Here is a 22,876-nt window from a genome sequence, read left to right as displayed (position 1 = left end):
GATGGAATCGAGAAGGGAAGAGGAAATCACCCCGATTGACATACTGCTCCAACTCGTCCAGATGGGGCGCGTTGACCCGTGGAACATCGACATCGTTGATCTGACCGAGAAGTACATTCAAAGGCTCAGGGAGATGAAGGAGCTCGACCTCCGCGTTTCGGCGAGGGCAATCTTGGCGGCTTCAATCCTCGTCAGAATGAAGAGCGAGGCTCTGCTCTACGAGGGAGAGGAGAACGAGGAGGAAGAAGAGGAAGAGAGGATTCGCGTCGAGGTTGAGCCCTTAGCGCCTCCACTCAGGAGGGTGGAGCGCTACTACACCTTTGATGACCTCCTTGAGGCGCTGATGGACGCGCTTGAGGAAGCCGAGAGGAGGAAGCCGAGGAAGAGGAAGCGTGAGGAGATTGATGAGGAGATTTTCGTAGTTGACGACTTCCGCGTTGACATCGAGAAGCATGTCAACAGGCTCTACGAGATAGTCAGAAAGCTCTACGAGGAAACGAGGAAGCCCATAAAGTTCTGGGATTTGGTCTTTGACAACACGCCCAAGGTCATCGCGAGGACCTTCCTCTACCTGCTGTTTTTAGCCAATATGGGCAAGGTCGACCTCGTTCAGGAGGAGCCCTTTGGGGAGATACTGGTCGTGCCGATGGTTGAGACCGCAAAGAGCGGGAGCTAGACCCTTTCCTTTATCCACTTCAGAAACTCCACGGGGGCCATAACCCAAATTTCCCTTTCAGCAATTTCTTTGAAAGCTCCATTGCATCTCGGAGCTCGAGTTCGGAATTCATGGATATCGCCTCAAGGACGAGAAACCGCTGGACAGCCCTAACTAAGCGTTCCTCAGAAACGCCCCTGATTCGCGCCAAGGTTTTGAACTCTGGAGGGATTGGAACCTCAACCTTTCGAAACGATGCATCGCTCCCGATGCTCAATCCCCTTCACCCAACTAAGTTTCACTCGATTCCCTGTTAACCTTTTCCCGCTCCCTTCTTTTCGCTGGTCTCAGCGTTATCGCGAGTAAAGGCTCCTCTCTCCCTATGTAGAGGCTTCGCTTTTCCCTGTTGATGTAGAAGCAGTAAACACCATCAGGAATCTCAGAAAGGAACTTGATTGGGGATGTTTCCCTCGCGAGCCTCTTATCCGAAAAGACGCACCGGTAAGTCCCTTTCAGGCCCTCAACGCGCTCTTTAATCTCCTCCAGAGGAAGCCTCTCGCAGTCGAGCCTGGCACAGACGAGGCTCTTCCTACCGTCGGTGAAGATTACAACGCGCTCGTTGACGTCAATCCTCCGCGAGCGGTCGAGGAACGCCCAGAGTTCCGAGTAGACCCGCTCAAGCTTCCTCCTCTTTGCCAGCCTCTTCACGAGCCTTTCCTCGGCGTGCCTCGTCAGGAGCATGTTCACACCTCCGCCCCCTGTTGAAAAAGCCACTGCGCACCTGCATAGGCACCTACATATGCAGGTTCTGACTAGCGAGAAAAGTATTTAAGGATTCAAACGAAAAACCGAACGATGAAGGCGAGAACCTACGTGCTCCTCTTCGTACTGTTTGCACTGGTCGATGCCCTTACAACATGGTTCGGTGTTAGGTTGGGCTTTGCTGAAGCCAACGGGGTAATAGCTGAGAGACTCAAGAACCCGGCGCTCTTCTTCGGTAGCTACGCTCTCTTCACGGCACTCGGGGCCGGTGTCATAGCGATTTCAATCAGATTGGAAAAGCTCAGCCCAGCTTTCAAACTTATCGCACTCGGAATGGTGCTCTTGAAGGCAATTCCAGCATTTAACAATCTCATCCTCCTCGTAGGCCCCTCAAAGTCGAGCGTTATTGCCACGACCGTTGGGCCGCTGTTAAGGATAGCGCTTCCATGACGGTCAGCACTTCTAAGCCCCAACAGGCATTTCTTCAACAATGCTCCACTCGGAAAGCTTTTATGGTTCGCCGCCGAAGGGCCCATCATGTCCTATCTTCGCAGGGATTTAATCGAGCCCCGCGTTTACCAGGAAGTAATCTACGCCCGCTGTAAGGAGCGGAACTGCCTCGTTGTCCTGCCTACCGGCTTAGGAAAGACGCTCATAGCGATGCTCATAGCGGACTACAGGCTCTCGAAGTACGGAGGAAAGGTCCTCTTCTTGGCTCCGACAAAGCCTCTGGCGATGCAGCACGCCGAGAGCTTCAGGCGACTCTTCAACCTTCCGCCCGAGAAGATTAACGTCCTCACCGGTGAGCTTTCCCCCGAGAAGCGAGCCGAGCTCTGGAGGAAGAGCGTTGTCATCACTGCCACTCCCCAGACCGTTGAAAACGACGTTCTAACGGGCAGGATTTCGCTGGAAGATGTTGTCCTGCTCGTCGTCGATGAGGCCCACAGGGCCGTTGGCAACTACGCCTACGTCTTCATAGCGAAGGAGTACCTCAAAACTGCAAAGCACCCGCTCGTCCTCGGGTTAACTGCATCGCCGGGTAGCGACGAGGAGAAGATTCGCGAGATAGTTGAGAACCTCGGGATAGAGCGCATAGAAGTTAGAACCGAGAGCTCGCCGGACGTCAAGCCCTACGTCCAGAGGATAGCCTTCGACTGGGTTAAGGTTGAACTGCCGGGCATTTACAAGGACGTTAGGAAAATCCTGCGCGAGATGCTCAGGGATTCCCTAAAGCCCCTCGCCGATGCCGGGCTTGTGAGCTCCTCCTCACCGGACATCTCGAAGAGGGAGGTCCTTCAGGCGGGCTCAAAGATAAACCAAGCGATGGCCAAAGGGGACTACTCCATCGGCTACCTCAAGAAGCACCAGGCCAAGGCCATGAAGCTCCACCACGCGATTGAACTTTTGGAGACCCAGGGACTAACTGCACTCAGGAGCTACCTCAAGAAACTCCGCGAGGACCGCTCAAAGTCCGGTAGAGAGCTCATGGAAGACCCGCGCATGAGGAAGGTCACTTACCTCCTCGTTCAGGCGAAGGAACTTGGCCTCGACCACCCGAAGATGGAGAAGCTGAAGGAGCTTATCTGGAAGCAGCTCGAGAAAAAGCCGGACTCGAAGATAATCGTTTTCACGAACTACCGGGACACGGGCAGGAAGATAGTCGAGGAGCTCAGGGAAATGGGCATCTCGGTGGAGCGCTTCATAGGGCAGGCGAGCAGGGGAACGGACAGGGGGATGAGCCAGAGGGAGCAGAAAGAGGTTTTGGACAGGTTCTCGCGCGGTGAGTTCAACGTTCTGGTTGCGACGAGTGTCGGCGAGGAGGGGCTGGACGTTCCCGAGGTTGATCTGGTCGTCTTCTACGAACCTGTGCCTTCAGCAATAAGGAGCATTCAGCGCCGTGGCAGGACCGGAAGACACAGGCCCGGAAAGGTGGTAATCCTAATGGCCAAGGGAACGCGCGACGAGGCCTACTACTGGAGCTCCCGGAGGAAGGAGAAGGGCATGTTCGAGGCGATAAGGAAAGTCGCGAGGGAGCTCGAATCAAAGCTTGAGAGGGAATCAAAAGGCCGGGAGAGGGTTGAGGTGGGAGCCATAAAACCCCTTGATGCGTTCCTGAAGGTTGGCAAGAGCAAGAAGGTCGGGAGCGAGGAGAAGGCAAAAGAATCGGAGAAAAAGGCCGAATCAAAAGCTTCGCAGATTCCAGAAGAGGAGAGAAAAGCGGAAGGCAAGAGCGGGGAAATTCCGGTTAAGCCCATCTTCGTGAGAAAGCCAAAGGAGATCGTCGTTTACGTTGACTCGCGCGAGCTCAGGAGTGGAGTGCCGAAGATTCTGAAGGAGCTTGGGGCTGAGATTGAGGTCAAAACCCTTGACGTTGCAGATTACGTCGTCAGCGAGGAGGTGGGGATAGAGCGGAAGAGCGCCAACGACTTCATACAGTCAATCATAGACGGCAGGCTCTTCGACCAGGTGGAGCGGCTCAAGAGGGCCTACGAGAAGCCGGTGATAATCATCGAGGGCGAGCTTTACGGCATCAGGAACGTCCACCCCAACGCGATTAGGGGGGCCATAGCCTCGGTAACCGTTGACTGGGGTGTTCCGGTGCTCTTCTCCTCGGGGAAGGAGGAAACGGCGAGCTTCATCTACCTCCTCGCCAAGCGTGAGCAGGAGGAGCGGAAGAAGGAGGTGAGGCTGAGGAGCGAGAAGAAGGCCCTAACCCTGGCTGAGAGGCAGCGCCTAATCGTGGAGGGCCTTCCAAACGTCTCCTCGACGCTGGCCAAGCGCCTGCTGAGGCACTTCGGCAACGTCGAGCGGGTATTCACAGCAACGGAAGAGGAGCTCAAGGAGGTCGAGGGGATAGGCGAAAAGAAGGCGAGGGAGATAAGGAAAGTCATAACCGCCCCCTACATTGAGGACGAGGGGTGAAGAACTGCCCTCAGAACCGGGAGCCTGTCCTTATACCACGTCAAGTTCTCAATGTTGAAGAACCAGACGTCGGCGTTGACGTCGTAGGGGATTCCGGCGTTCCAGAGGGCCGAAGCCATGACCTTCCCGAAGTCCACGTCAGCCTGAATCGGGCACTGAACGCTTTTATTCTTCTTTGAAAACCAGAACGGCCTCCACGCACCAACCCACGTGGGAATTCCAGTCTCCTTTGACCAAGCAAGAGAAGCGTTTATCGCGCTCTCTATGAGGGTGGTGTTGTAGGTGCAGTGCTTCGGGCCACCGGCGTAGACGTGCCACTCGGCGAGGGTGTAGCCGTCGTTGGTAACGTTGAGGTACCTGAGGTAGAAGGGGCTTGAAACCCGCGCAGGGGTCACGAAAACCAGCCGGTAGGGGTCTATCTCCCGGATTTCTCTTATCGTCTGGGCGTAGACCCTGTTGAGGACGTTGGGATAGTCCTTTATCGGCCCGCTCGACTCGATGAGGAGGTCGTAGGAGAGGAGGTAGGAGGTTCCTTTGAAGTACTCGGCGACGGTCCTCCACCAGAGGACGAAGTGCTCTTGGGCCTTCTCGCTCGTCGGGTCGTTCCTCAGCTCCGGTGCCGTGTAGGTGATAATAGGTATGAGTCCCGCTCTGAGGGTGTCGTTGACTATCTCGCCGAGCTGAACCAACGCGGTCCTGTTGCTCACGACGTCGGCACCGATGCGTATCCTGACGTTGGAAAACCCGGCTTTCTTGAAGTATTCTGGCACATTCACACCCTTAGAGCGCCAGTAGAAGTAGTAGCGGTGAGCCCTCGCGAAGCTCATCCAGTCAACGTCGATTCCAACGCCCAGGAGCTTCTCGTACTGCTGAGCCGTTATAGGCTCTTCTCCGAGCGATTGCGCGGACCAATTAGTGGCCGGGGCAACGGTGTGATTAGGAGCCCGGTTTTCAACGACCTTGACGTGTATGCTCCACAGGAACGCGAGGAGGACGAGGAGTAGGAGCGCGATGCCAAGCCTCTTCATGAGATTCAATACACAACATGAGAGGATTAAGCTTTTGGTACAACTCTCTAGGGCTTTCAATTCTCCTAGAGTCTTATTGCAACGAGGTGGACCTCGCCGACGAGATGGCGGTCCGGGCGACTTTCAATTCTCCTAGAGTCTTATTGCAACGACCGTTACCGCGAGGGAGTTCCCCACCTTTATGACCCTTTCAATTCTCCTAGAGTCTTATTGCAACAGCGCCATCATGGCCACTGCGAACGCTGACTTCATCCTTTCAATTCTCCTAGAGTCTTATTGCAACTTGGCAATTCTGAATGAGGGCATGTATGCAAGCCTGCCTTTCAATTCTCCTAGAGTCTTATTGCAACATCCAAAACGCGTACGGGATGAGCATCAAATTTTACCTTTCAATTCTCCTAGAGTCTTATTGCAACATCACTCCCCATAGCCAGGGCCTTTAACTTCGCCACCTTTCAATTCTCCTAGAGTCTTATTGCAACAGAAAAGGCCTATCAGAACATCTTAAAGGCCAACAAACTTTCAATTCTCCTAGAGTCTTATTGCAACAGCTTTCCCTTCTTAACGATTTTACCGACTATCGCCTCTTTCAATTCTCCTAGAGTCTTATTGCAACCTCGTAGTCGTTCCCGATATATCCAAACACGAACCTTTCAATTCTCCTAGAGTCTTATTGCAACAGGCATGGAACTACCCCGGCTTTCTGCACTATGCCATCCTTTCAATTCTCCTAGAGTCTTATTGCAACCCATATAGATTCCTAAGCTGTCTATATAGCCCTCAATCTTTCAATTCTCCTAGAGTCTTATTGCAACTTTGTTATTTTTGCACCTGTTAGCAACGGTTTAATGTCTTTCAATTCTCCTAGAGTCTTATTGCAACTGGCGTCCTCGCTTACACCGTCGTTCGCTACGGTCAGCTTTCAATTCTCCTAGAGTCTTATTGCAACTCCGCACCATCGCGATGAGGTCACTCGTGCGCCAAAGCCTTTCAATTCTCCTAGAGTCTTATTGCAACACCCCGCAGGTAACTCAAGTCGTCGCTGTCGAAGTCTACTTTCAATTCTCCTAGAGTCTTATTGCAACCCTCGACTTCCTGTACACTCAGAAGCGCCGTGAAATCCTTTCAATTCTCCTAGAGTCTTATTGCAACGGGTGCGGCAGTTGGATTATCTTGAAAAGTTTCACTCTCTTTCAATTCTCCTAGAGTCTTATTGCAACTTCTGAATTCGTCGAGTTCACAACGCTAAAAGTCGCGTCTTTCAATTCTCCTAGAGTCTTATTGCAACGATGCAGGGAATGGACGAAGAAGAAATGAAAGAGCACATTACTTTCAATTCTCCTAGAGTCTTATTGCAACCTCGTTGATGTGCTCACCTCCAACCCGACCAATCTCGCTTTCAATTCTCCTAGAGTCTTATTGCAACGGCCGTCGCGAAGCTAATCGCCGAAATCCCGAAAGTGCCTTTCAATTCTCCTAGAGTCTTATTGCAACACCCTACTATCCGCTAAGCTGATAAAACAGATTAAAGTCTTTCAATTCTCCTAGAGTCTTATTGCAACCGATAAACAACGCTCCGTAGCCTTCTAAGTATGCTTCGACTTTCAATTCTCCTAGAGTCTTATTGCAACGAGCTGTCGTTGGTGCGATTGTGGGATCCGTTATTCCCTTTCAATTCTCCTAGAGTCTTATTGCAACAGGGCGCGAAATTCATTCTTTCGCCCAACGAAGAAAGAAGGATTACCGGATATTTAAGACTTTCTGGAGATTTCCCAAAAAGGAGCCACCTGAGCCCGTGAATTAAAACTCCCGTAAGGGAAATAGGAGCGTGTAGAGGTTCAACGGGCACTCAAAAACTTCTCCCCCATTGAGAATAATTAGTTTTTCAGAGCCAGAATAAGCCAGCAAATTTAAGACAAACCCAACTAAGAAGGCCAAACCCAGAGAAACATGATTTCGTCAGGTTTTGGCCAAATCCATAGACTCCCGGGGCTTTGTTCAGCATTTCGAAGAAAATTAGTTACATTAGATAACATGAAGTATTACAAGAGGCAACACCAATGAAAAAGCAAAAATCAATTTCCAAACTCCACAGGACAGATTAAAACTGAAATGGGAGCAAGACATGCCTACACTTCAAAAACCCACCCGCTTCAGCGTGATAACACATCAAAACCGAGCTCCCTGAGCTTCCATATTATCTCCATCGGGAAGCCCACGACGTTGTAGTAGTCGCCCTTAATCCACTCAACGAAGAGGCCCGCCTTTCCCTGAATTCCATAGGCTCCGGCCTTGTCCATCGGCTCACCCGTTCTTATGTAGGCCCAGATTAGCTCGTCGTCAAGGTTTCTGAACTTGACTTCGGTCGTCACGAAACCGCTTATTTCTCTCCCGCCGTGGATTATGCAGTAACCGGTAGTGACGCGATGAGCCCTTCCGCTGAGGAGCTTGAGCATCTCGTAGGCTTCTCTCTCATCCCCTGGCTTCCCAAGAATTCTTCCGTCGATGCTGACGACCGTATCTGCCCCGATGACCGTTCCGCCGACGCGCGAGTAAACTTCCCGCGCCTTCAGCCCCGCAAGCTCGACGGCGCACTCCTCGGGAACAGTGCTGGAGCACTTCTCCTCGGCGTTGCTCGGGATTACGTGAAAGTCAGCGATGAAGCGCGACAGTATCTCCCGTCTCCTCGGTGAAGCCGATGCCAGAACGAGCATTCGTCCACCCCCAAACGTTAAAAGGAAAGCGCCCAAGTTGAACGGGCGATGACGATAATTTCGCTAGCTGAACCGTGATGAGTACCCTCGCAACCGAGCCTAATCAAGGCACTCCTCTATCGCCTTCACTATGCACTCGACGTCCCTCTCGAACTCGAGGACCGAACAGCGGTTCCCGTCCACCGGCGGGCAGTTCTCGGCTATTCTCCTCAGCTTGACGTGAACGATTCCCTTCCTGCCGTCCTTCTCGAGCGTGTACTTCCTGTAGAGAACGTCGCAGTCCTCGCCCTCAAGCTCCTCGACGCTCGCGTTGAAGTTAGCCCTTATGACCCTATCAACGCCGTTCACTATCTCCATCGCTATGTCGTAGCTCCTGTCCTCGATGACCATCGGAGGGCAGATGTGCTCTATGTTGTGTTTATCGAACTTGTGGAAGCTCTCCGGAATGATAACGACGTCGTACTTCATGGACACCACCAAAAAGAATTGGAAGGGGCATTAAAAAAGCTTTGGACTTCAGGTGCTGGCCCAGATTGGTATGCCGGCCTGGATGAGCCTCTTGAGTTCCTTGCCAATCGGCGTGCTCTTGCTGACCTTGACGAGGCCCTTCTTGCTCGGCGTCGCGGTGAAGACGTACTGCTCGCCACCGTAGAACTTGAGCGGTTTCTTCGCGTAGTCAGGCGAGACGCGAAGAACAATCGTTTTCTTCTTCTCCTCGACCTCGACGGGTATCTTCTCCTTGGGCTTTTCAGCCTCGCGCTCGGCGAAGCTCTTGACGTCTATGCTTATGCCTATCCTCTTCTCCAGCTCGGTGATGCGCTTGCCCTTCTTGCCGATGATTGCTGGAATGTCGAACTCGTCGGCGTAAATCACGGCCTTGTGCGGGCTGACTATCTCGACCTCGGTGTAAACATCGGGCAGGAACTTCTTAATCTCCTGCTTGAGCCTCTTCTCGGCGAGCCTCAGGGCAGGGGCCTTCTCCTCCTTCTTGACCGGGACGACGCTTATCTCCTCGCCGTAGGTGTAAATTTCGTACTCGAGCTCCCCAGTCTCGAAGTCGCGAACCTCTATGACGGGCCTCGCGAGGTCCTCCTCCTTCATTCCGCTCGGGACCTTGACGAGGTACTCGAGCGTCAGAACCTTGGCGACCCTGCCCGCCTTGATGAAGAGAACCGTATCGACTATCTGCGGTATCATTCCGAGCTCGACCCTTCCGATGAAGCGCTGAATGGCGTCTATCGGCTTCGTCGCGTGGACGACTCCGACCATTCCGACGCCAGCCAGGCGGAGGTCGGAGTAAATCTTGAAGTCGCTCGTCTTCCTCATCTCGTCGAATATCGTGTAGTCCGGCCTCACGAGGAGCAGTATGTCACCGGTGAGCTCCATCTTACCGTTCAGGGCGGTGTACTGCGTTATCTCCTCGCTCACCTGCAGGTCCCTCGGCTTCTCCATCGTCTTCACTATCTTGCCCATGCTCGCGTACCACTCTGCCAAAGCCTGGGCGAAGGTCGTCTTTCCTTCACCGGGAGCACCGGCGATGAGTATACCCTCGGCCTTGTCCTTGAGCCTCTCAAGGAGCTTCTCGCTCAGCTCGTAGTCCTCTATGCTCAGCTTCTTGACGGGTCTTACCGCGGTAATCTCAATCCTGTCGGCGAAGGGTGGCTTAGCTATGACGATACGGTAGTTCCTGAGCTGGACGACGGTGGCTCCTGGCTCGTCGAGCTCTATGAAGCTGTCTGGCTCTCTCTTTGCCCTCTCAACGATGTCGTCCGCTATCTCCTCCAGCTCCTCGTCGCTCAGCGGTTCTTCGCGGATTGGAACGAGCCTCCACTCGCCGGGCTTCCCCTTCTTGGCGAGGGGCTTAACCCCGGCCTTGAGGTGGACGCTCATCGTTGTTTCATCGAAGAAGTCCTCAAGGCGGTGGCGAACCTCCTTCTTGGCGGTTAAATAAATCACATCGATGCCCTTGGCTATGGCTATGTCCCTCTGCACCTGGTCGCCGGTGATGAGCGTCGCGTTGAGCTGTTTTGCCGTCTCGCGGACCATGTGGTCTATCTCGCCGGCCTTGGCCCGCCTAATCTGCCAGAGCTCCGGTCTGTCGCCGTAGAACTCGAGGAGTATCTCTCCCCTGTCGGCCATGTCACGGAGCTTTTTGAGCTCCTCAAGGCCCGTATGGCCTATCGCCTTCCCCTCGTTGGCCTGATGCTCTATCTCAGCTATGACCGCTTCCGGAACGACGACCTTGACCTTCTCGTCGAGGGTTGAGAGGAACTGCGTTAACCTGCCATCAACTATCACGCTCGTGTCTGGAACGAACACTCTCATCTCTCTCACCGCTCTTCGCTGAGGCTAAAGGTTCATAAAGGTTTAGGCCAACCTTAAAGGGGTGGGATGATGGGCCGGTTAATCTCGATTGCGAGCGGGAAGGGGGGAACCGGGAAAACGACCACCACCGCGAACCTTTCTATAGCACTCGGCAAGATGGGCTACAAGGTTCTGGCGATTGACGCTGACCTAACGATGGCGAACCTGAGCCTTGTTATGGGAATAGACGATGCCGAGACGACGATTCACGACGTTCTGGCCGGAACGGCCCAGATTAACGATGCAATCTACGCGACGAGCTACGATAACGTTTACCTCGTTCCCGCGGCCGTTGACTGGGAACACGTCATAAGGGCAGACCCAAGGCGTTTGCCGGGCACGATAAAGCCCCTCAAGCCCCACTACGACTTCATTATCATCGATTGCCCGGCGGGGCTTCAGATGGACGCGATGAACGCGATGATGAGCGGGGAGGAGGTAATCCTCGTCACGAACCCGGAAATCTCGTGCATAACCGACACCATGAAGGTTGGAATCGTCCTCAAGAAGGCCGGTCTGGCCGTTCTCGGCTTCGTTCTCAACCGCTACGGCAGGAGCGATAACGACATTCCGCCGGACGTTGCAGAGGAGGTCATGGAGGTCCCGCTTTTGGTCGTCGTCCCGGAGGACCCGAAGGTCAGGGAGGCGACGCTTGAGGGAGTCCCCGTCGTCGAGTACGCCCCAGAGTCAGACGGTGCGAAGGCCTTCTACGAGCTGGCCGAGACGGTCGTGAGGATAGCGGGCTTCAAGGCGAGGGTGATGGGATGATTCTGGCCTTCATAGGCACCGCCGGGAGCGGGAAGACAACCCTAACGACCGAGTTCGGAAAATACCTCGAAGAGAACGGTTACTCGGTCTCGTACGTCAACCTCGACACGGGCGTTAGAAAGCTCCCCTACCGGCCGGACGTCGATGTGCGCGACGACGTTACCGCCTGGAAGCTCATGGAAGAAGGTTTGGGTCCGAACGGGGCGATAGTTAGGAGCTACGATCTCCTCGTTCCGAAGGTCAATGACTACGCCGAAAGAATCCGGGAGCTCGACGGGAGAAGCGACTACGTTCTCATAGACACCCCCGGCCAGATGGAGACCTTCCTCTTCCACGAGTTCGGGGTAAAGCTGATGGAGGCCTTTCCCGACGCCCTGGGTGTATACCTCTTCTCGCCGGAGATACTGAGAAAGCCGACCGACTTCTGCTTCGCGCTCTTCTTCGGCCTCATGATAGACCTCAGGCTCGGCATAACGACCGTCCCGGCGCTGAGCAAAATAGACACGGCCAGCGTTGACGAGCTGAGGAAGTACCTCGACGACGTTGAATACCTCACGGCGAGGCTCAAGCTCGAGCCCTCAACCCAGGGGCTTTTAGCGTACAAGCTCTGCTCGACGCTTCCGGAGCTGGCCCCACCGACGAGGGTTCTCTACCTCTCGGCCAAAACGAGGGAAGGCTTTGACGAACTTGAGACGGTTGCCTATGAGCATTACTGCACCTGCGGAGACCTGACGTGAACGGGCGTTCAGGAAACGCTCTTTTCCCTGCAAACTCTCCCAAGTGGAAAGGGCGAAGGCTTTTCTCCTCCCTCTCGAAGGAAGATGGGTGAGAGCATGTGTCTTATCGCCGGTGGAATCGGTGAGGTCAGGGAGAGACTCATAAGGATGGCCTTAGCCGGAAAGCACCGCGGACCAGACAGCTTCGGTGTCTGGACGGACGGGGGAGTGCTCAAGTCGAGCGACTTCTCAAGGCTGAGCGAGGTTCCAGAAGGAAAAATAGGCCTCCTCCAGTGCAGATTAGCTATGACCGGTTCAAAAACCTTCACACAGCCCTTTGTTAACGAGTTAGCCCTCGTTCACAACGGCGAAATCTACAATCACATCCAGATTCGGAATTTCCTTGAGGGGAGGGGTGTTTCCTTCGAGAGCGACGTTGACACGGAGGTAATACTTCGCCTAATCGAGTTTTTGAAGGAGAGGGGTTTGAGCTTCCCCCACGCGGTCAAGGAGGCAATGCGTTGGCTTGAGGGCGACTACGCGGTGGCCTTCTCCGACGGAGAGAGGATTTACCTGTTCAGGGACCCGGTGGGGATAAGGCCCCTCTACTTCTCGCCCAACGGCTTCTTCGCCAGCGAGAAGAAGGTTCTCTGGGCGATTGGGGAGAGGGCAATTCCAGTCGAACCCGGCGAGCTTGTCGTTCTGGGAGACGGAATCCGGCGCGCGAGGCTGTTCTCACTGGAATGCCTGAAGGGAAAGCCCCTCTCGGGTGAGAGCGTTCTAAAGGGACTTGAAAACGTCCTTGACTACGCGGTAAAGCTTAGGAGCGCCCAAAGGACGGGGATACTCTTCTCCGGCGGGCTCGACAGCACGCTCATCACCTATCTTGCGTCGAGGCACTCGGACGTTGTTCTATACACCGCCGGAACAGAGGACAGTCCAGACTTGGAGTGGGCGAGGAAAGTGGCAGATTACTTCGGCTGGGAGCTGAGGGAGAGGGTTTTCGACTTGGACAACGTGGAAGAGGCCATCAAAAAGGTCATCTTCGCCATCGAGGAACCGAACCCGATGAACCTCGCCATAGGGATTCCCCTCTACTTCGCCACAGAGCTTGCTAAAAGGGACGGCGTAAAGGTTCTTCTGAGCGGGCAGGGGGCGGACGAGCTCTTCGGGGGCTATGCGAAGTACATCGAGAGACCAGAGCTCATGTGGGAGGACCTGCTCAACATAGCCGAGCGGAACCTCGCACGCGATGACAAGATAGCGATGCTCAACGAGGTCGAAGGGCGCTTCCCGTTCCTCTCGCTCCCGGTCGTCAGCATAGCCCTGAGAACCCCGGGCGAGCTCAAGATAGCAGGAGGGGAGAGGAAGGTAATCCTCCGGAGGCTCGCCTTAAGGCTCGGAATCCCCGAGTGGATAGCAAACAGGGAGAAGAAAGCCGCCCAATACGGTAGCAGGGCGCAGAAGCTCCTTGAAAAGCTCGCGAAGAGGGAAGGGCTCTCGCTGAGAGAATTTGCCGAAAGGCTCTTCCGCGAGACCTTTCCAAACGCTTTTTAACCCCTTTTCCAATCCTGGCACATGAGAATCCTCATGGTCGGCCATTATCCGCCCCATGGCGGGGGAGTTGCGAGGCACCTTGACAACCTCGTCCGGGAGTTGAGAAAGAGGCACGAGGTTCACGTTCTCACATACGGCCCGGTCGAGCCGAGGGACTTCGAGAAGGACTTGGTTCATCAGGTCAGGGTTCCGCCGGTTTACGGGCTGAGGGGGACGAGCTTCGCGTTTTTAGGTGCGAGGAAGATAGTAAAACTCCACCGGCGCTTCGGGTTCGATATAATTCACGCCCACTTCGTTGGAACGACCAGCTTTGCAGGGGTTCTGGCGAAGGAGAGGCTCAGCCTTCCGCTCGTGGTCACCGCCCACGGAAGCGATTTAGAGCACACTGCAAAGCTAACCCTCGGCCGGCTCTATGTAAGGAAGAGCCTTGAGAGGGCGGACGCTGTTATAACTGTCAGCCACTACCTTGCTAAGCTCGCCCAGAGACTTGGAGCAGAAAACGTCAGGGTAATCCCCAATGGTGTTGAAGGGCTGGAGGAAATTCCGGCGGAGAGGAGGTACATCACCTTCATCGGGGCACTCAGGGAGTACAAGTCGCCCGAAACCTTCATTGAGCTCGCGAGGCACTTTCCGCAGGAGGAGTTCCTCGTCGTCGGTGACGGCCCGCTGAGGAAGGAGCTTGAAGAGAAAGCCCCGGGCAACGTCCGTTTCCTCGGATACAGGAGGGACGTAGACAGAATCCTGTCAGAGAGCAAGCTACTCGTCCTCCCCTCGAAGAGGGAAGGCTTCGGCCTCGTGATTTTGGAGGCCAACTCCCTCGGTGTTCCGGTCGTTGGAAGGCGCGTTAGTGCCGTTCCAGAGCTGATACGCGAGGGGAAGAACGGACTGACCTTCGAGAGCTTTGACGAGCTCGTTGAGGCCGTGAGAACGCTCCTCGAGCCGAAGGTGAACCGGAAGGCCGGGACAATCGGAAGGCGCGTCGCCCGGTTCTACTCATGGAAGAAGGTCACGATTGAGGTTGAAGCCCTTTACGAGTCCCTCACGGGATAGGTTTTTAACGGCTTTTTTAGGGATTTCCACGGGTGAGAGCATGACGATTGTGATAAACATGCGAGACGGTCTGGACGAGAGGAAGATTAAGGTCGCCGGGAGGCTCATCATAGAGGGAAAGCTGGTCGCGTTTCCAACGGAGACGGTTTACGGACTCGGTGCAGATGCGCTGAACGAAAAGGCCGTGAGGAGGATTTTCGAGGCCAAGGGCAGGCCGGCAGATAACCCGCTCATCGTCCACATAGCGGAGTTTGACGACCTGAAGAAGCTCGCGAGGGAGATTCCAGAGGAGGCCAAGATCCTGGCGGAGAAGTTTTGGCCGGGGCCCCTAACCCTTGTCCTGCCGAAGAGGGACGAGGTTCCGCTCGTTACTACCGGCGGACTCGACACCGTTGCCGTAAGAATGCCGGCCCACCCGATAGCGCTCGCACTGATAAGGGCCAGCACGCCCATCGCGGCGCCTTCCGCCAACATAAGCGGGAAGCCGAGTCCAACCTTAGCGGAGCACGTGGTCGATGACTTCTACGGAAGGATAGAGGCGATAATCGACGGCGGGCCAACATGGGTAGGTGTCGAGTCGACGGTGATAGACCTCAGCTCCGAGAGGCCGACGCTCCTCAGACCCGGTGGCCTACCGCTGGAGGAGATTGAGAAGGTCATCGGCACGGTCGAGATTCACCCGGCCGTTAAGGGGAAGGCCGTTGACCTCGCGAGGGCGCCGGGAATGAAGTACAGGCACTACTCGCCGAACGCTCCGGTTATAGTTGTCGAGGGGCCGAGGGAAAAGGTTAGAGAAAAGATTGAAGAACTCGTTGCGGAGTACCGCTCGAAGGGCTACCGCGTCGGCGTTATGGCCACCGAGGAGTTCGAGGCCGACGAGTTCTTCTACCTTGGAAAGACGGTTGAGGACGTTGCCAGAAACCTGTTCCGGGCATTGAGGGAGCTCGACAGGCGCGGTGTTGATGTAATAATCGCGGAGGGAGTCGAGGAGCGGGGCCTAGGTCTAGCGGTCATGAACAGGCTGAGGAAGGCTTCGGGCTACCGAATAATCCGCGCTTAGGCAACGCTTAAATATTGCTTTCAAGTAAATCAACCCGATTCGAGTGGGTGGGGTGAGGACTTTGATTTCGCCGGGTATTGACTCTTCGCCTGAGGAACTTGAGGAGCTCGGGTTCAAATACATAGACAATGGTAAAGCCAAGGAGGGGCTCAAACTAATCCTTCGGGCAGCCAAGGGATACGAGGCGAGAGGGGATAAGGAAAACGCCGCGAGACTGTATCGTTATCTGGGCTACTTCCTCGCCAAGAGGGCCGGAATCGAGAAGGCTAGGCCCTCCCTTCTCAAGAGCGCTTACCTTTACATAGACCTTATCGAGGAGGAGATTTCAAAGCCCGAGGTTGATATCGACCGTCTCGACGACTATTGCTTCAGCGTCCTTGAAGCGTTTGCAACCCTCAACGATACCCGCTTGCTTGGTAAGTACTCCCTTGAGTTCGCCAACATATACGAGGACCTCGGAAACTCCTACGAGGAGGTGAGCGATGTAGCCCTCGCGATAAGGGCCTACGAGTCGGCGTTCCGCTACTACAGACTGGCGGGCTCTGAGGAAGAGGCGAGAAAAATTGCGGAGAAACTTATAAGCCTCTACGGTCAGATTGCTGAGACAAAACTCGGTGAAGGCGACGCTGGGGCGGCGGCAGACGCCTTTTACGAGCTGGCTCGCTACACGAAGGTCATATTCGGCTACGACGCCCACTTCAAGGAGATGATGGACACCGCCGCGAAGAACTACGAGAGAGCCAGCAAGTTGGCCTACTCAGAGGGGGACCTGAACGGGACCACTAGCTACCTCGTTAAGGCCCAGTACGCTTATCTGCTCGCGGGCAACAGCGGAAGGGCGAAGCTTATAGGGATTAACACCATCAGGATGCTCAACCAGGTCGTCAGCTCCCACCGCGCGTCTGGAAACGACAAGATGGCATCACAGAAGCTTATGGAGGTCACGGAGGCTCTGATAGGCGTCGGAAAGGTTGAGGAGGCAATGAACGCTTACAAGAGCGCCCTTGAGCTCGTCGGCGGGCTCCAGCACAGAACCCGTGTAAGGCTCGCCGTTGCGAAGGTATACGCGTCTCAGAAAGGCTCAGTTGAGGTCCTCGACGAGATTGACGTAGTTGAGTTCCACCTGAAGAAGAACAACCTTCCAAAGGCCTTCGAGGTTGCGGACAAGATACTCGAAAAGAGAGACGAGCTAACCGAGGTAAGAAGGAAGATACTGGAGGCGGAGGGACTCACTGAGTTCTGAGCTCTGCCCTTGGAATCGGAACGTGGTACGGAAGACGCATCTCCTTGGCTATGACCGCCAGCATTGGCGTCAGCTCGATGGAGAGGAAGTTGACGACCTCAACGAAGAGGAGGGAATCGACCTTCTTTTCGTCCTCCCATGTGTTCAGTATCTCATCAATCTTCTCCTTCTGGGGCGGCAGGTACATAAGGGCACCCTCAACAACCGCCTTAGCTATTTGGGGGTTGTATGAGACCTCGTACGTGAAGAGAACTTCGATTCCGTTTACCTTCCCGGTTGGGGTTCTAATTTCACCGAGGCGAAGCTCCCTGACCCTGGGAGATATCTTGACTTCAATCTCCCCCGGGGGAACGTTCTGGGCGTTTTTTTCCATCTCAACTTTTGTAATATTGTATCCCAGCACCGGCATCTTCTTTCACCACCTTGGATTTAGTCGGGCCGTATAAAACGATATCGGTAGGCCTTTAAAAGTTCCCGCCGAAGTTGGGCCTATGCCGAGGGAAAAGGTTGTCCGCGTCTGGGATGAGAGGGAAATCATCTACACCCCAAAGAGGTGGCGCTATCTCTGGGAGAAGCGCGAGAAGGCTTTGAAGATAATGGAGCGCCTGGCACAGTTCGACCCCCTGCTCTACGGAAGCGTCGCGAGGGGCGACGTGAGGGGGGACAGCGACATAGACATCTTCATTCCGATTAGGGTTCCGAGCTATCTCATAGAGCTGGCCCTGGAGGGCCTCGTGAGGAGAAGGAAGATAGTCATGGCAACTCCGTGGCACCTGATAAAGGGAGTGATTGAGATTGACGAGGAAACAACGGTTACCTTTCCTCTAATCGAGCCGACGGACAGGGAGCTGGACTTCTACCACTGGGGAGGGGCCGTTGATTTGTGGGGCGTCAGGACGAAGGAGCGCGTTCCGGGAGTAAATAAGAAGCTGATTCTGATAATTCCCACCGAGAGGGGCCACATCGAGCGCGAAGTCGTTGGAAGGGAGAGCGAGGTAGCGAAAACCCTCGGCGTTAGCGTTGATATCGTTACCGAGCGCGTCCACGTCCTCACGAGAAGGGACGCGATTGGAAGGACCGGGGTCTACCTCAACGAAGAGGTTCCGGACTGGATGACCTTTGAGGAAGCCCTAAAAATCATCGCCGACCGCGACCCGAACGTCAGGAGGAAGGTGAGGGAGCGGGGAGGGGTTTAGCAACCCTTATATCCTTCTTTGAGAAATCAAGAATGGTGGGAACGTGGAGACCGTTGATTTGAAGGTCCCAAAGGGGCTTGAGAGAAAGGTCCGCCTGTACCTCCAGGAACTTGAAAAGAGGCGGGAGATTCTGAAAAAGACCGCAGGAATTCTGAAAACCCCAAAGCCAGCCAAGGAACTCAAGGTGGAGCTGTATGAAGTTTTAACCCAGACAAGAATATGTGAGTAGTGGACTGTGCGCAGTACATGAGTTTATAAAGGGTTGTACTGTATAGAGTACATGAGGGAGTATGTGGAGTAAGCTTGAAAATGGTGACTTCCTCTTTTGGTTTGCTGTAGCCATTGTAATGATACTGGCGGTTATCGCTGGGATGATGTGGGGAATTCAGTACGTTGGCCCACTTGCTACACTAGGAACAGTTATCATACTTGCGTTCCAAGCATGGTGCAATAAGCAAACTGCGGAGATTATGAGAGAACAGGCAGGAATAATGAGGCAAAGTATGAGGCTCTTGTTAAAAAAAGAACATACAGAGCAACTTCAACATAAAATCATAACACACATATGTCATGTTTTTTCTGATTTGACATTGGATATTCAGAATGGCACATCGAAATTAACTCACAGAGGTGATGAGATATTCATCAGAGACCTTGGCTCATTACAAGAAGATGATTCATGGGAATTCTTCTTTATGGCATTTGTAACTTCAGTTGGTGCCGTATCTGACTTGTACATGTTGTATGACCTTGTGGAATACCATCTTCCTCCTCAGTTTATATCCCATTTTAAGTCGCTGATTCTCGCGGTTGTTAATGGGGACAAAGTAGAATTCGATAAACACTTGAACAACATACGGGAGATATTACATGTTCGTGAGCTTTTTATAATATTTCCCGAAGATTGCCCATTCATAGGAGGTGCTCTAGATACAGAGGAATTTTTGCAGGTGAGTGAGAGAGTAAACCAACTTAAAAAACTCATTGAAATTAAAAGAGGAAAGTTTGTCCCCTGACTACACTACTGACAGCACTTCTCCTTCATGCTCGCGGGCAGAATCTCCTTGAAGCCCGTGTACTTCCAGAGGGCCTTCGGGAGCTTTACAACGCCCTCCTCAGTCTGGTGGTTCTCGAGTATCGCCACGATGGCCCTCGATGTCGCTATCGCCGTCGAGTTCAGCGTGTGGACGAACTTCGGCTTCTCGTGGGTCTTGTCGCGGAAGCGGATGTTCAAGCGCCTCGCCTGCCAGTCGGTACAGTTGCTGGCAGAGACGACCTCCCTGAACTTGCCCTGGCCCGCCATCCAGGCCTCGATGTCGTACTTTTTAGCCGCTACGTAACCCAAATCGCCGGTGCAGATGTTCACGACCCTGTAGGGAATCTCAAGCTCCTGGAATATCTCCTCGGCGTTGGCTATGAGCTTCTCGTGCCACTCCCAGCTCTCCTCAGGCCTCGAATAGACGAACTGCTCGACCTTGTGGAACTGGTGCACCCTGAAGATTCCCTTCGTGTCCTTTCCGGCGGTTCCGGCCTCCTTTCTGAAGCACGGGCTAACGCCGACGTAGAGGAGCGGTAAGTCCTTACCGTCGAGGATTTCGTTGGCGTGCATGCCCGCTAACGGGTGCTCCGCCGTCGGAATCAGGTAGAGGTCCTCACCTTCGACCTTGTATATGACGTCCTCGAAGTCCTCGAAGGTCGTCGCCCCTTCCTCAACGAAGCGACGCACCATGTAGGGCGGGACAACCGGCGTGAAGCCCTTCTCGATGAGCTTGTCGAGGGCGAAGCGGATTAAGGCCAAATCCAGTATGACCAGCTCGTTGAGGAGGTAGTAGAATCTCGCACCGCTCACCTTCGCGGCCCTCTCAAGGTCCGCACCGCGGAGGAGTTCGAGCATGTCAACGTGGAGCCTCGGCTTCCAGCTCAAAAGCTCGTACTCCATCTTTCCGAGGCTCTGCTCCTTGAAGGTCTCAAGGAAGCCCTCCCAGACCTTGGCCTTGCCCCAGAACCTTATTGGCACGTTGTCCTCGTCGCTTTCTCCAACCGGAACGCTCTCATGGGTTATGTTCGGCAAACGCCATAGGTAGTAGTCTATTTTCTTCTTCAGGGCCTCAACTTCCTTCTCGAGCTTCTCAATCTGCTTCACTATCTCGTTGCTCCTCGCGAGGAGGTCGTCTATCGGCTCTCCAGCCTTCTTGCGCTTGCCTATCTGTATGGCAAGCTGGTTGCGCTCCTTCCTGAGCTGGTTTATCTTCTTCAGGTTCTCGCGCCACTTCCTGTCGAGTTCAAGGATTTCGTCAATCCATTTGACCTTCTCGGTTTCGCCCCTCTTGATGAGGTCCTTTTTAACGACCTCGGGCTTTTCGCGGATGAGCTTTATGTCGAGCATAGCCAACACCTAACCAAAGAACGGGGAGGCCTTTAAAAAAGGTTTCCTAAGCTACACAACCACCTACACAAAAGCGCTATAAGAGCGCGTGCCGAAGTCCTCAGAGGGGCCGGCGCGATGAAAGCCTACTCGTCGCTTCTCCACAGGTACGAGCGCCTCTACGAGAGGGCCCTTGAGGAGGGCAACGCGGGAAAGGCGCGTTTCTTCGCCCTCCAGTGCGCCGGCCTCTTAAGAAAGCTCGCTTCCGAGGAGTTGCAGTTCTCGCACTACTACCTTGAAATGGCATTGGAGTGGGAGAGAAAGGCGGAGAACGTAGAACACAATGTAAAAATGCAGGGGGATAAAATTGAGAGATTAATCACGAGGTCGAGCGTAACCTGGGAGGATGTAGGGGGACTTAAGGAGGCCAAGAAACTCCTTGCGCAGTCAGTTGGAATAATGCTGGCAAAGGTCCCCGGAAACTTCAAGCCCTGGAAGGGAACTTTGCTCTTCGGTCCGCCCGGGACCGGCAAGACCCTCCTCGCCAAAGCCCTCGCAGGCAGCATGAGGGCAACGTTCATAAACGTCAAGGTGAGCGACGTTCTCAGCAAGTACTTCGGCGAGTCGAGCAAGATAGCATCGTCTATTTACTCAAAGGCCAGGGAGAGAGCTCCAAGTGTCGTTTTCATAGACGAGTTCGACGCCTTGGCCATGAAGCGTTCCTCGATTGATGATGCCGCGAGGAGACTTTTGGGAACGATACTAGCCGAGATAGACGGATTCACGGGCAACGAGAAGGTCGTAACCCTCGCCTCTACCAACGCACCCTGGGACCTCGACGAGGCTATGCTCTCCCGCTTCCCGCTGAGAATTTACGTGCCGTTGCCGGATGAAGAAGGCGCGAGGGAAATCTTCCAGATACATCTACGGGGGGTTTCATTGAAGGTCAAGCTGGATTCCCTGGCGAAAACAGCCGTAAAAAGGCTCTACTCGGGAAGGGAGATAGCGAACGCCTGCACCTTTGCGGTTCTCCACATGCTGGAGGAGATGAACCCCGAGCTGAGCGACCCGCTCAAGGTGGGCTCGATAGCGGGAAAGGAGCTTACTGTGAGACCACTTGAGGCTAAAGACTTCAAATACGCTTTCAAACGGGTTAAGAGCCCGGTAAAGAAGGAAATGTTGAAGAGGTACGAAAAGTGGGCGAGGGAGTACGGCGTTTAGCCGAAGAAGGTAACCTCAACCTCTTCCCCGGCCTCGAGTATCTCCACGTTCTCAGGCACCTCGATGAAGCCGTCCGCATCGATAAAGCTCGTGACGGCACCGCTCCCCTTGAGTATCGGAACGGCCCTTTCGCCCTCTATCCTCACCGGGAGGAACTGCCTTCTGCCCTTCACCGAGAAGACCTTGTGGGCAAGCCTCTTTTTGACCTTCCTGACCTCGCTCTCCCTTCCGATGAGCTTCCTCAGGAGCGGGGCGACGAGCAGGGTGAAGTTCGTCAGACAGCTCGTCGGGTAGCCGGGGAGGCCGAAGACCGGTTTTCCGTCTATCAGACCGATTATCGTCGGCTTTCCTGGCTGAATCGCTATGCCGTGGATTTTGACCTCGCCGAGCTCCTCGATTATCGAGCTGGTCAAATCCCTTATCCCACCGCTCGCGCCACCGCTGAGGAGCACGATGTCACAGCACTCAACGCCCTTCTCTATCAGGGCCTTCAGGCTCTCGCGGTCGTCCTTCGCTATGCCGAGGAAAACCGCTTCACCTCCAAGCTCCTTGACGGCGTCGGCTATTGCCCTTCCGTTGATGTCGTAAATCTGGCCCGGTTTCAACTCCTCGCCCGGGAGAACGAGCTCGTTTCCGGTGCTTATGACGGCCACCTTCGGCTTCCTGAAGACGGGAACTTCGGCCAAATCAACGGCAGATAGAAGGGCCGTCTCCTTGAAGCCGAGCCTCGTGCCTTTCTTGAGGAGGGGCTTGCCGGCAGGTATGTCGGCCCCGGCTTTCATGACGCCCAGTCCCGGGTAAGCGGGCTTGTAGATGATTACCTCGTCGCCGTCCCTGTCAACGTCCTCGAACTGTACCACCGCGTCGGCGCCCTTCGGAAGGGGCGCTCCGGTTGAGATGTAAACGCTCTCGCCGGGCTTCAGCTCGAAGTCGGGAGAGTCGCCCGCGTTAACCTCGCCGATTACCTTAAGCCTGACGGGCTCGCTTTCGCTCGCCATGAAGGTGTCCTCCGCCTTAACCGCGTAGCCGTCAACGGTGGCCCTGTCAAAGGGGGGCACGTTTATCGGCGAAACGACGTCCTCAGCCAGAACCCTGCCGAGGGCCTCGCCCAGCGGAACCCTCTCGACCTCCGGCTCGAGCGGGAAGGAGTCTATGACCTCAAGGGCCTTTTCAAGGGGCACAACTTTGAGGAACGCCATTCTATCACCGGGAGAAAAGAAAAGCCTTGGCGTATAAATGGGTTGCGTAAACGAGA

At 54.5% G+C, this 22,876-nt stretch carries 22 protein-coding genes and 1 CRISPR repeat array; of the genes, 13 read left to right on the top strand and 9 right to left on the bottom strand.

Translation table 11 applies throughout. The features are described from left to right. Position 1 precedes the first annotated feature (1 nt). Positions 2-676, top strand: coding sequence for a segregation/condensation protein A (locus tag ACYQ04_RS03525; protein WP_460127403.1), 675 nt, complete (start codon positions 2-4; stop codon positions 674-676). A gap of 19 nt (positions 677-695) precedes the next feature. On the opposite strand, the gene ACYQ04_RS03520 is transcribed toward ACYQ04_RS03525, so the two are convergent. Both ACYQ04_RS03520 and ACYQ04_RS03515 read right to left on the bottom strand, forming a co-directional pair. Further along, positions 696-932, bottom strand: a complete 237-nt coding sequence (locus tag ACYQ04_RS03520) for a hypothetical protein (RefSeq protein ID WP_460127402.1) — start codon at positions 930-932, stop codon at positions 696-698. A gap of 14 nt (positions 933-946) precedes the next feature. Beyond that, positions 947-1,396 carry a hypothetical protein gene (locus tag ACYQ04_RS03515; RefSeq protein ID WP_460129803.1) on the bottom strand — a complete coding sequence of 150 codons (450 nt, stop codon included), beginning with the start codon at positions 1,394-1,396 and terminating at the stop codon, positions 947-949. Between the two features lie 114 nt (positions 1,397-1,510). Here ACYQ04_RS03515 and ACYQ04_RS03510 point away from each other — a divergent pair, with 114 nt between their 5' ends. Continuing rightward, positions 1,511-1,867, top strand: coding sequence for a DUF5658 family protein (locus ACYQ04_RS03510; protein WP_460127401.1), 357 nt, complete (start codon positions 1,511-1,513; stop codon positions 1,865-1,867). Positions 1,868-1,954: 87 nt separating this feature from the next. Then, the gene (locus ACYQ04_RS03505; protein ID WP_460127400.1) at positions 1,955-4,339 is read left to right on the top strand and encodes a DEAD/DEAH box helicase; all 2,385 of its coding nucleotides are present in this window, start codon (positions 1,955-1,957) and stop codon (positions 4,337-4,339) included. Here ACYQ04_RS03505 and ACYQ04_RS03500 read toward each other — a convergent pair. The 4 genes from ACYQ04_RS03500 to ACYQ04_RS03485 form a co-directional block, all read right to left on the bottom strand. Next, entirely contained in the window at positions 4,318-5,367 is a 1,050-nt protein-coding gene (locus ACYQ04_RS03500) for a glycoside hydrolase family 5 protein (protein ID WP_460127399.1), read from the bottom strand. The genes ACYQ04_RS03505 and ACYQ04_RS03500 overlap by 22 nt on opposite strands. Positions 5,368-5,420: 53 nt before the next feature. Continuing rightward, a CRISPR array of direct repeats spans positions 5,421-7,065; the repeat unit is 30 nt; unit sequence CTTTCAATTCTCCTAGAGTCTTATTGCAAC. A 455-nt stretch (positions 7,066-7,520) separates the two neighbouring features. After that, entirely contained in the window at positions 7,521-8,081 is a 561-nt protein-coding gene (locus ACYQ04_RS03495) for a Maf-like protein (protein WP_460127397.1), read from the bottom strand. A 99-nt stretch (positions 8,082-8,180) separates the two neighbouring features. Next, positions 8,181-8,549 carry a hypothetical protein gene (locus ACYQ04_RS03490; RefSeq protein ID WP_460129801.1) on the bottom strand — a complete coding sequence of 123 codons (369 nt, stop codon included), beginning with the start codon at positions 8,547-8,549 and terminating at the stop codon, positions 8,181-8,183. 48 nt (positions 8,550-8,597) lie between these two features. After that, on the bottom strand, positions 8,598-10,406 hold the full coding sequence (locus tag ACYQ04_RS03485) for a PINc/VapC family ATPase (RefSeq protein ID WP_460129799.1): 1,809 nt from the start codon (positions 10,404-10,406) through the stop codon (positions 8,598-8,600). Positions 10,407-10,475: 69 nt separating this feature from the next. Between ACYQ04_RS03485 and minD the strand changes: the two genes are divergently transcribed. From minD to ACYQ04_RS03455, 6 genes are all read left to right on the top strand, one after another. Further along, entirely contained in the window at positions 10,476-11,213 is a 738-nt protein-coding gene (gene minD / locus ACYQ04_RS03480; protein WP_167913564.1) for a cell division ATPase MinD, read from the top strand. Further along, the gene (locus tag ACYQ04_RS03475; protein WP_460127395.1) at positions 11,210-11,950 is read left to right on the top strand and encodes an ATP/GTP-binding protein; all 741 of its coding nucleotides are present in this window, start codon (positions 11,210-11,212) and stop codon (positions 11,948-11,950) included. Before minD ends, ACYQ04_RS03475 begins: the two co-directional genes overlap by 4 nt. 96 nt (positions 11,951-12,046) lie before the next feature. Further along, a complete protein-coding gene (locus ACYQ04_RS03470) occupies positions 12,047-13,486 on the top strand; it encodes a DUF7411 family protein (RefSeq protein ID WP_460129798.1) in 1,440 nt (479 codons plus the stop codon). 21 nt (positions 13,487-13,507) lie between these two features. Continuing rightward, entirely contained in the window at positions 13,508-14,536 is a 1,029-nt protein-coding gene (locus ACYQ04_RS03465) for a glycosyltransferase family 4 protein (RefSeq protein WP_460127393.1), read from the top strand. Between the two features lie 40 nt (positions 14,537-14,576). Next, positions 14,577-15,596, top strand: coding sequence for an L-threonylcarbamoyladenylate synthase (locus ACYQ04_RS03460; protein ID WP_460127391.1), 1,020 nt, complete (start codon positions 14,577-14,579; stop codon positions 15,594-15,596). A gap of 52 nt (positions 15,597-15,648) precedes the next feature. Then, positions 15,649-16,839 (top strand): hypothetical protein, encoded by a 1,191-nt coding sequence (locus ACYQ04_RS03455; RefSeq protein ID WP_460127389.1) that lies wholly within the window; start codon positions 15,649-15,651, stop codon positions 16,837-16,839. Here ACYQ04_RS03455 and ACYQ04_RS03450 read toward each other — a convergent pair. Then, a complete protein-coding gene (locus ACYQ04_RS03450) occupies positions 16,826-17,248 on the bottom strand; it encodes a hypothetical protein (protein WP_099211299.1) in 423 nt (140 codons plus the stop codon). The two genes, ACYQ04_RS03455 and ACYQ04_RS03450, sit on opposite strands and share 14 nt — an antisense overlap. Before the next feature lie 82 nt (positions 17,249-17,330). On the opposite strand from ACYQ04_RS03450, the gene ACYQ04_RS03445 reads away from it, so the two are divergent. From ACYQ04_RS03445 to ACYQ04_RS03435, 3 genes are all read left to right on the top strand, one after another. Next, positions 17,331-18,035 carry a nucleotidyltransferase domain-containing protein gene (locus ACYQ04_RS03445; protein ID WP_460127386.1) on the top strand — a complete coding sequence of 235 codons (705 nt, stop codon included), beginning with the start codon at positions 17,331-17,333 and terminating at the stop codon, positions 18,033-18,035. Positions 18,036-18,078: 43 nt separating this feature from the next. After that, positions 18,079-18,264 (top strand): hypothetical protein, encoded by a 186-nt coding sequence (locus ACYQ04_RS03440; RefSeq protein ID WP_460127385.1) that lies wholly within the window; start codon positions 18,079-18,081, stop codon positions 18,262-18,264. Between the two features lie 61 nt (positions 18,265-18,325). Next, the gene (locus ACYQ04_RS03435; RefSeq protein ID WP_460127382.1) at positions 18,326-19,051 is read left to right on the top strand and encodes a hypothetical protein; all 726 of its coding nucleotides are present in this window, start codon (positions 18,326-18,328) and stop codon (positions 19,049-19,051) included. A gap of 5 nt (positions 19,052-19,056) precedes the next feature. Here the strand turns inward: ACYQ04_RS03435 and serS are convergent, their stop codons facing one another. Continuing rightward, positions 19,057-20,421, bottom strand: coding sequence for a serine--tRNA ligase (gene serS / locus ACYQ04_RS03430; RefSeq protein ID WP_460129796.1), 1,365 nt, complete (start codon positions 20,419-20,421; stop codon positions 19,057-19,059). Positions 20,422-20,538: 117 nt separating this feature from the next. Here serS and ACYQ04_RS03425 point away from each other — a divergent pair, with 117 nt between their 5' ends. Beyond that, positions 20,539-21,621: an AAA family ATPase gene (locus ACYQ04_RS03425; RefSeq protein WP_460127380.1), complete on the top strand. Its 1,083-nt coding sequence runs from the start codon at positions 20,539-20,541 to the stop codon at positions 21,619-21,621. Here the strand turns inward: ACYQ04_RS03425 and ACYQ04_RS03420 are convergent. Further along, positions 21,618-22,820, bottom strand: coding sequence for a molybdenum cofactor synthesis domain-containing protein (locus tag ACYQ04_RS03420; protein ID WP_460127378.1), 1,203 nt, complete (start codon positions 22,818-22,820; stop codon positions 21,618-21,620). The two genes, ACYQ04_RS03425 and ACYQ04_RS03420, sit on opposite strands and share 4 nt — an antisense overlap. Between the last annotated feature and the right edge of the window lie 56 nt (positions 22,821-22,876).

The organism is Thermococcus prieurii (genome assembly GCF_054657655.1).
Note: the sequence above shows the minus strand (reverse complement) of the source record. Positions and strands in the feature narration are given on the sequence as shown.

Coding starts and splice junctions, on each gene's coding strand:
- ACYQ04_RS03525 (WP_460127403.1), top strand. CDS start 2: ATGGAATCGAGAAGGGAAGAGGAAATCACCCCGATTGACATACTGCTC.
- ACYQ04_RS03515 (WP_460129803.1), bottom strand. CDS start 1,396: ATGCTCCTGACGAGGCACGCCGAGGAAAGGCTCGTGAAGAGGCTGGCA.
- ACYQ04_RS03510 (WP_460127401.1), top strand. CDS start 1,511: ATGAAGGCGAGAACCTACGTGCTCCTCTTCGTACTGTTTGCACTGGTC.
- ACYQ04_RS03505 (WP_460127400.1), top strand. CDS start 1,955: ATGTCCTATCTTCGCAGGGATTTAATCGAGCCCCGCGTTTACCAGGAA.
- ACYQ04_RS03500 (WP_460127399.1), bottom strand. CDS start 5,367: ATGAAGAGGCTTGGCATCGCGCTCCTACTCCTCGTCCTCCTCGCGTTC.
- ACYQ04_RS03495 (WP_460127397.1), bottom strand. CDS start 8,081: ATGCTCGTTCTGGCATCGGCTTCACCGAGGAGACGGGAGATACTGTCG.
- ACYQ04_RS03490 (WP_460129801.1), bottom strand. CDS start 8,549: ATGAAGTACGACGTCGTTATCATTCCGGAGAGCTTCCACAAGTTCGAT.
- ACYQ04_RS03485 (WP_460129799.1), bottom strand. CDS start 10,406: ATGAGAGTGTTCGTTCCAGACACGAGCGTGATAGTTGATGGCAGGTTA.
- minD (WP_167913564.1), top strand. CDS start 10,476: ATGGGCCGGTTAATCTCGATTGCGAGCGGGAAGGGGGGAACCGGGAAA.
- ACYQ04_RS03475 (WP_460127395.1), top strand. CDS start 11,210: ATGATTCTGGCCTTCATAGGCACCGCCGGGAGCGGGAAGACAACCCTA.
- ACYQ04_RS03470 (WP_460129798.1), top strand. CDS start 12,047: ATGTGTCTTATCGCCGGTGGAATCGGTGAGGTCAGGGAGAGACTCATA.
- ACYQ04_RS03465 (WP_460127393.1), top strand. CDS start 13,508: ATGAGAATCCTCATGGTCGGCCATTATCCGCCCCATGGCGGGGGAGTT.
- ACYQ04_RS03460 (WP_460127391.1), top strand. CDS start 14,577: ATGACGATTGTGATAAACATGCGAGACGGTCTGGACGAGAGGAAGATT.
- ACYQ04_RS03450 (WP_099211299.1), bottom strand. CDS start 17,248: ATGCCGGTGCTGGGATACAATATTACAAAAGTTGAGATGGAAAAAAAC.
- ACYQ04_RS03445 (WP_460127386.1), top strand. CDS start 17,331: ATGCCGAGGGAAAAGGTTGTCCGCGTCTGGGATGAGAGGGAAATCATC.
- ACYQ04_RS03435 (WP_460127382.1), top strand. CDS start 18,326: ATGTGGAGTAAGCTTGAAAATGGTGACTTCCTCTTTTGGTTTGCTGTA.
- serS (WP_460129796.1), bottom strand. CDS start 20,421: ATGCTCGACATAAAGCTCATCCGCGAAAAGCCCGAGGTCGTTAAAAAG.
- ACYQ04_RS03425 (WP_460127380.1), top strand. CDS start 20,539: ATGAAAGCCTACTCGTCGCTTCTCCACAGGTACGAGCGCCTCTACGAG.
- ACYQ04_RS03420 (WP_460127378.1), bottom strand. CDS start 22,820: ATGGCGTTCCTCAAAGTTGTGCCCCTTGAAAAGGCCCTTGAGGTCATA.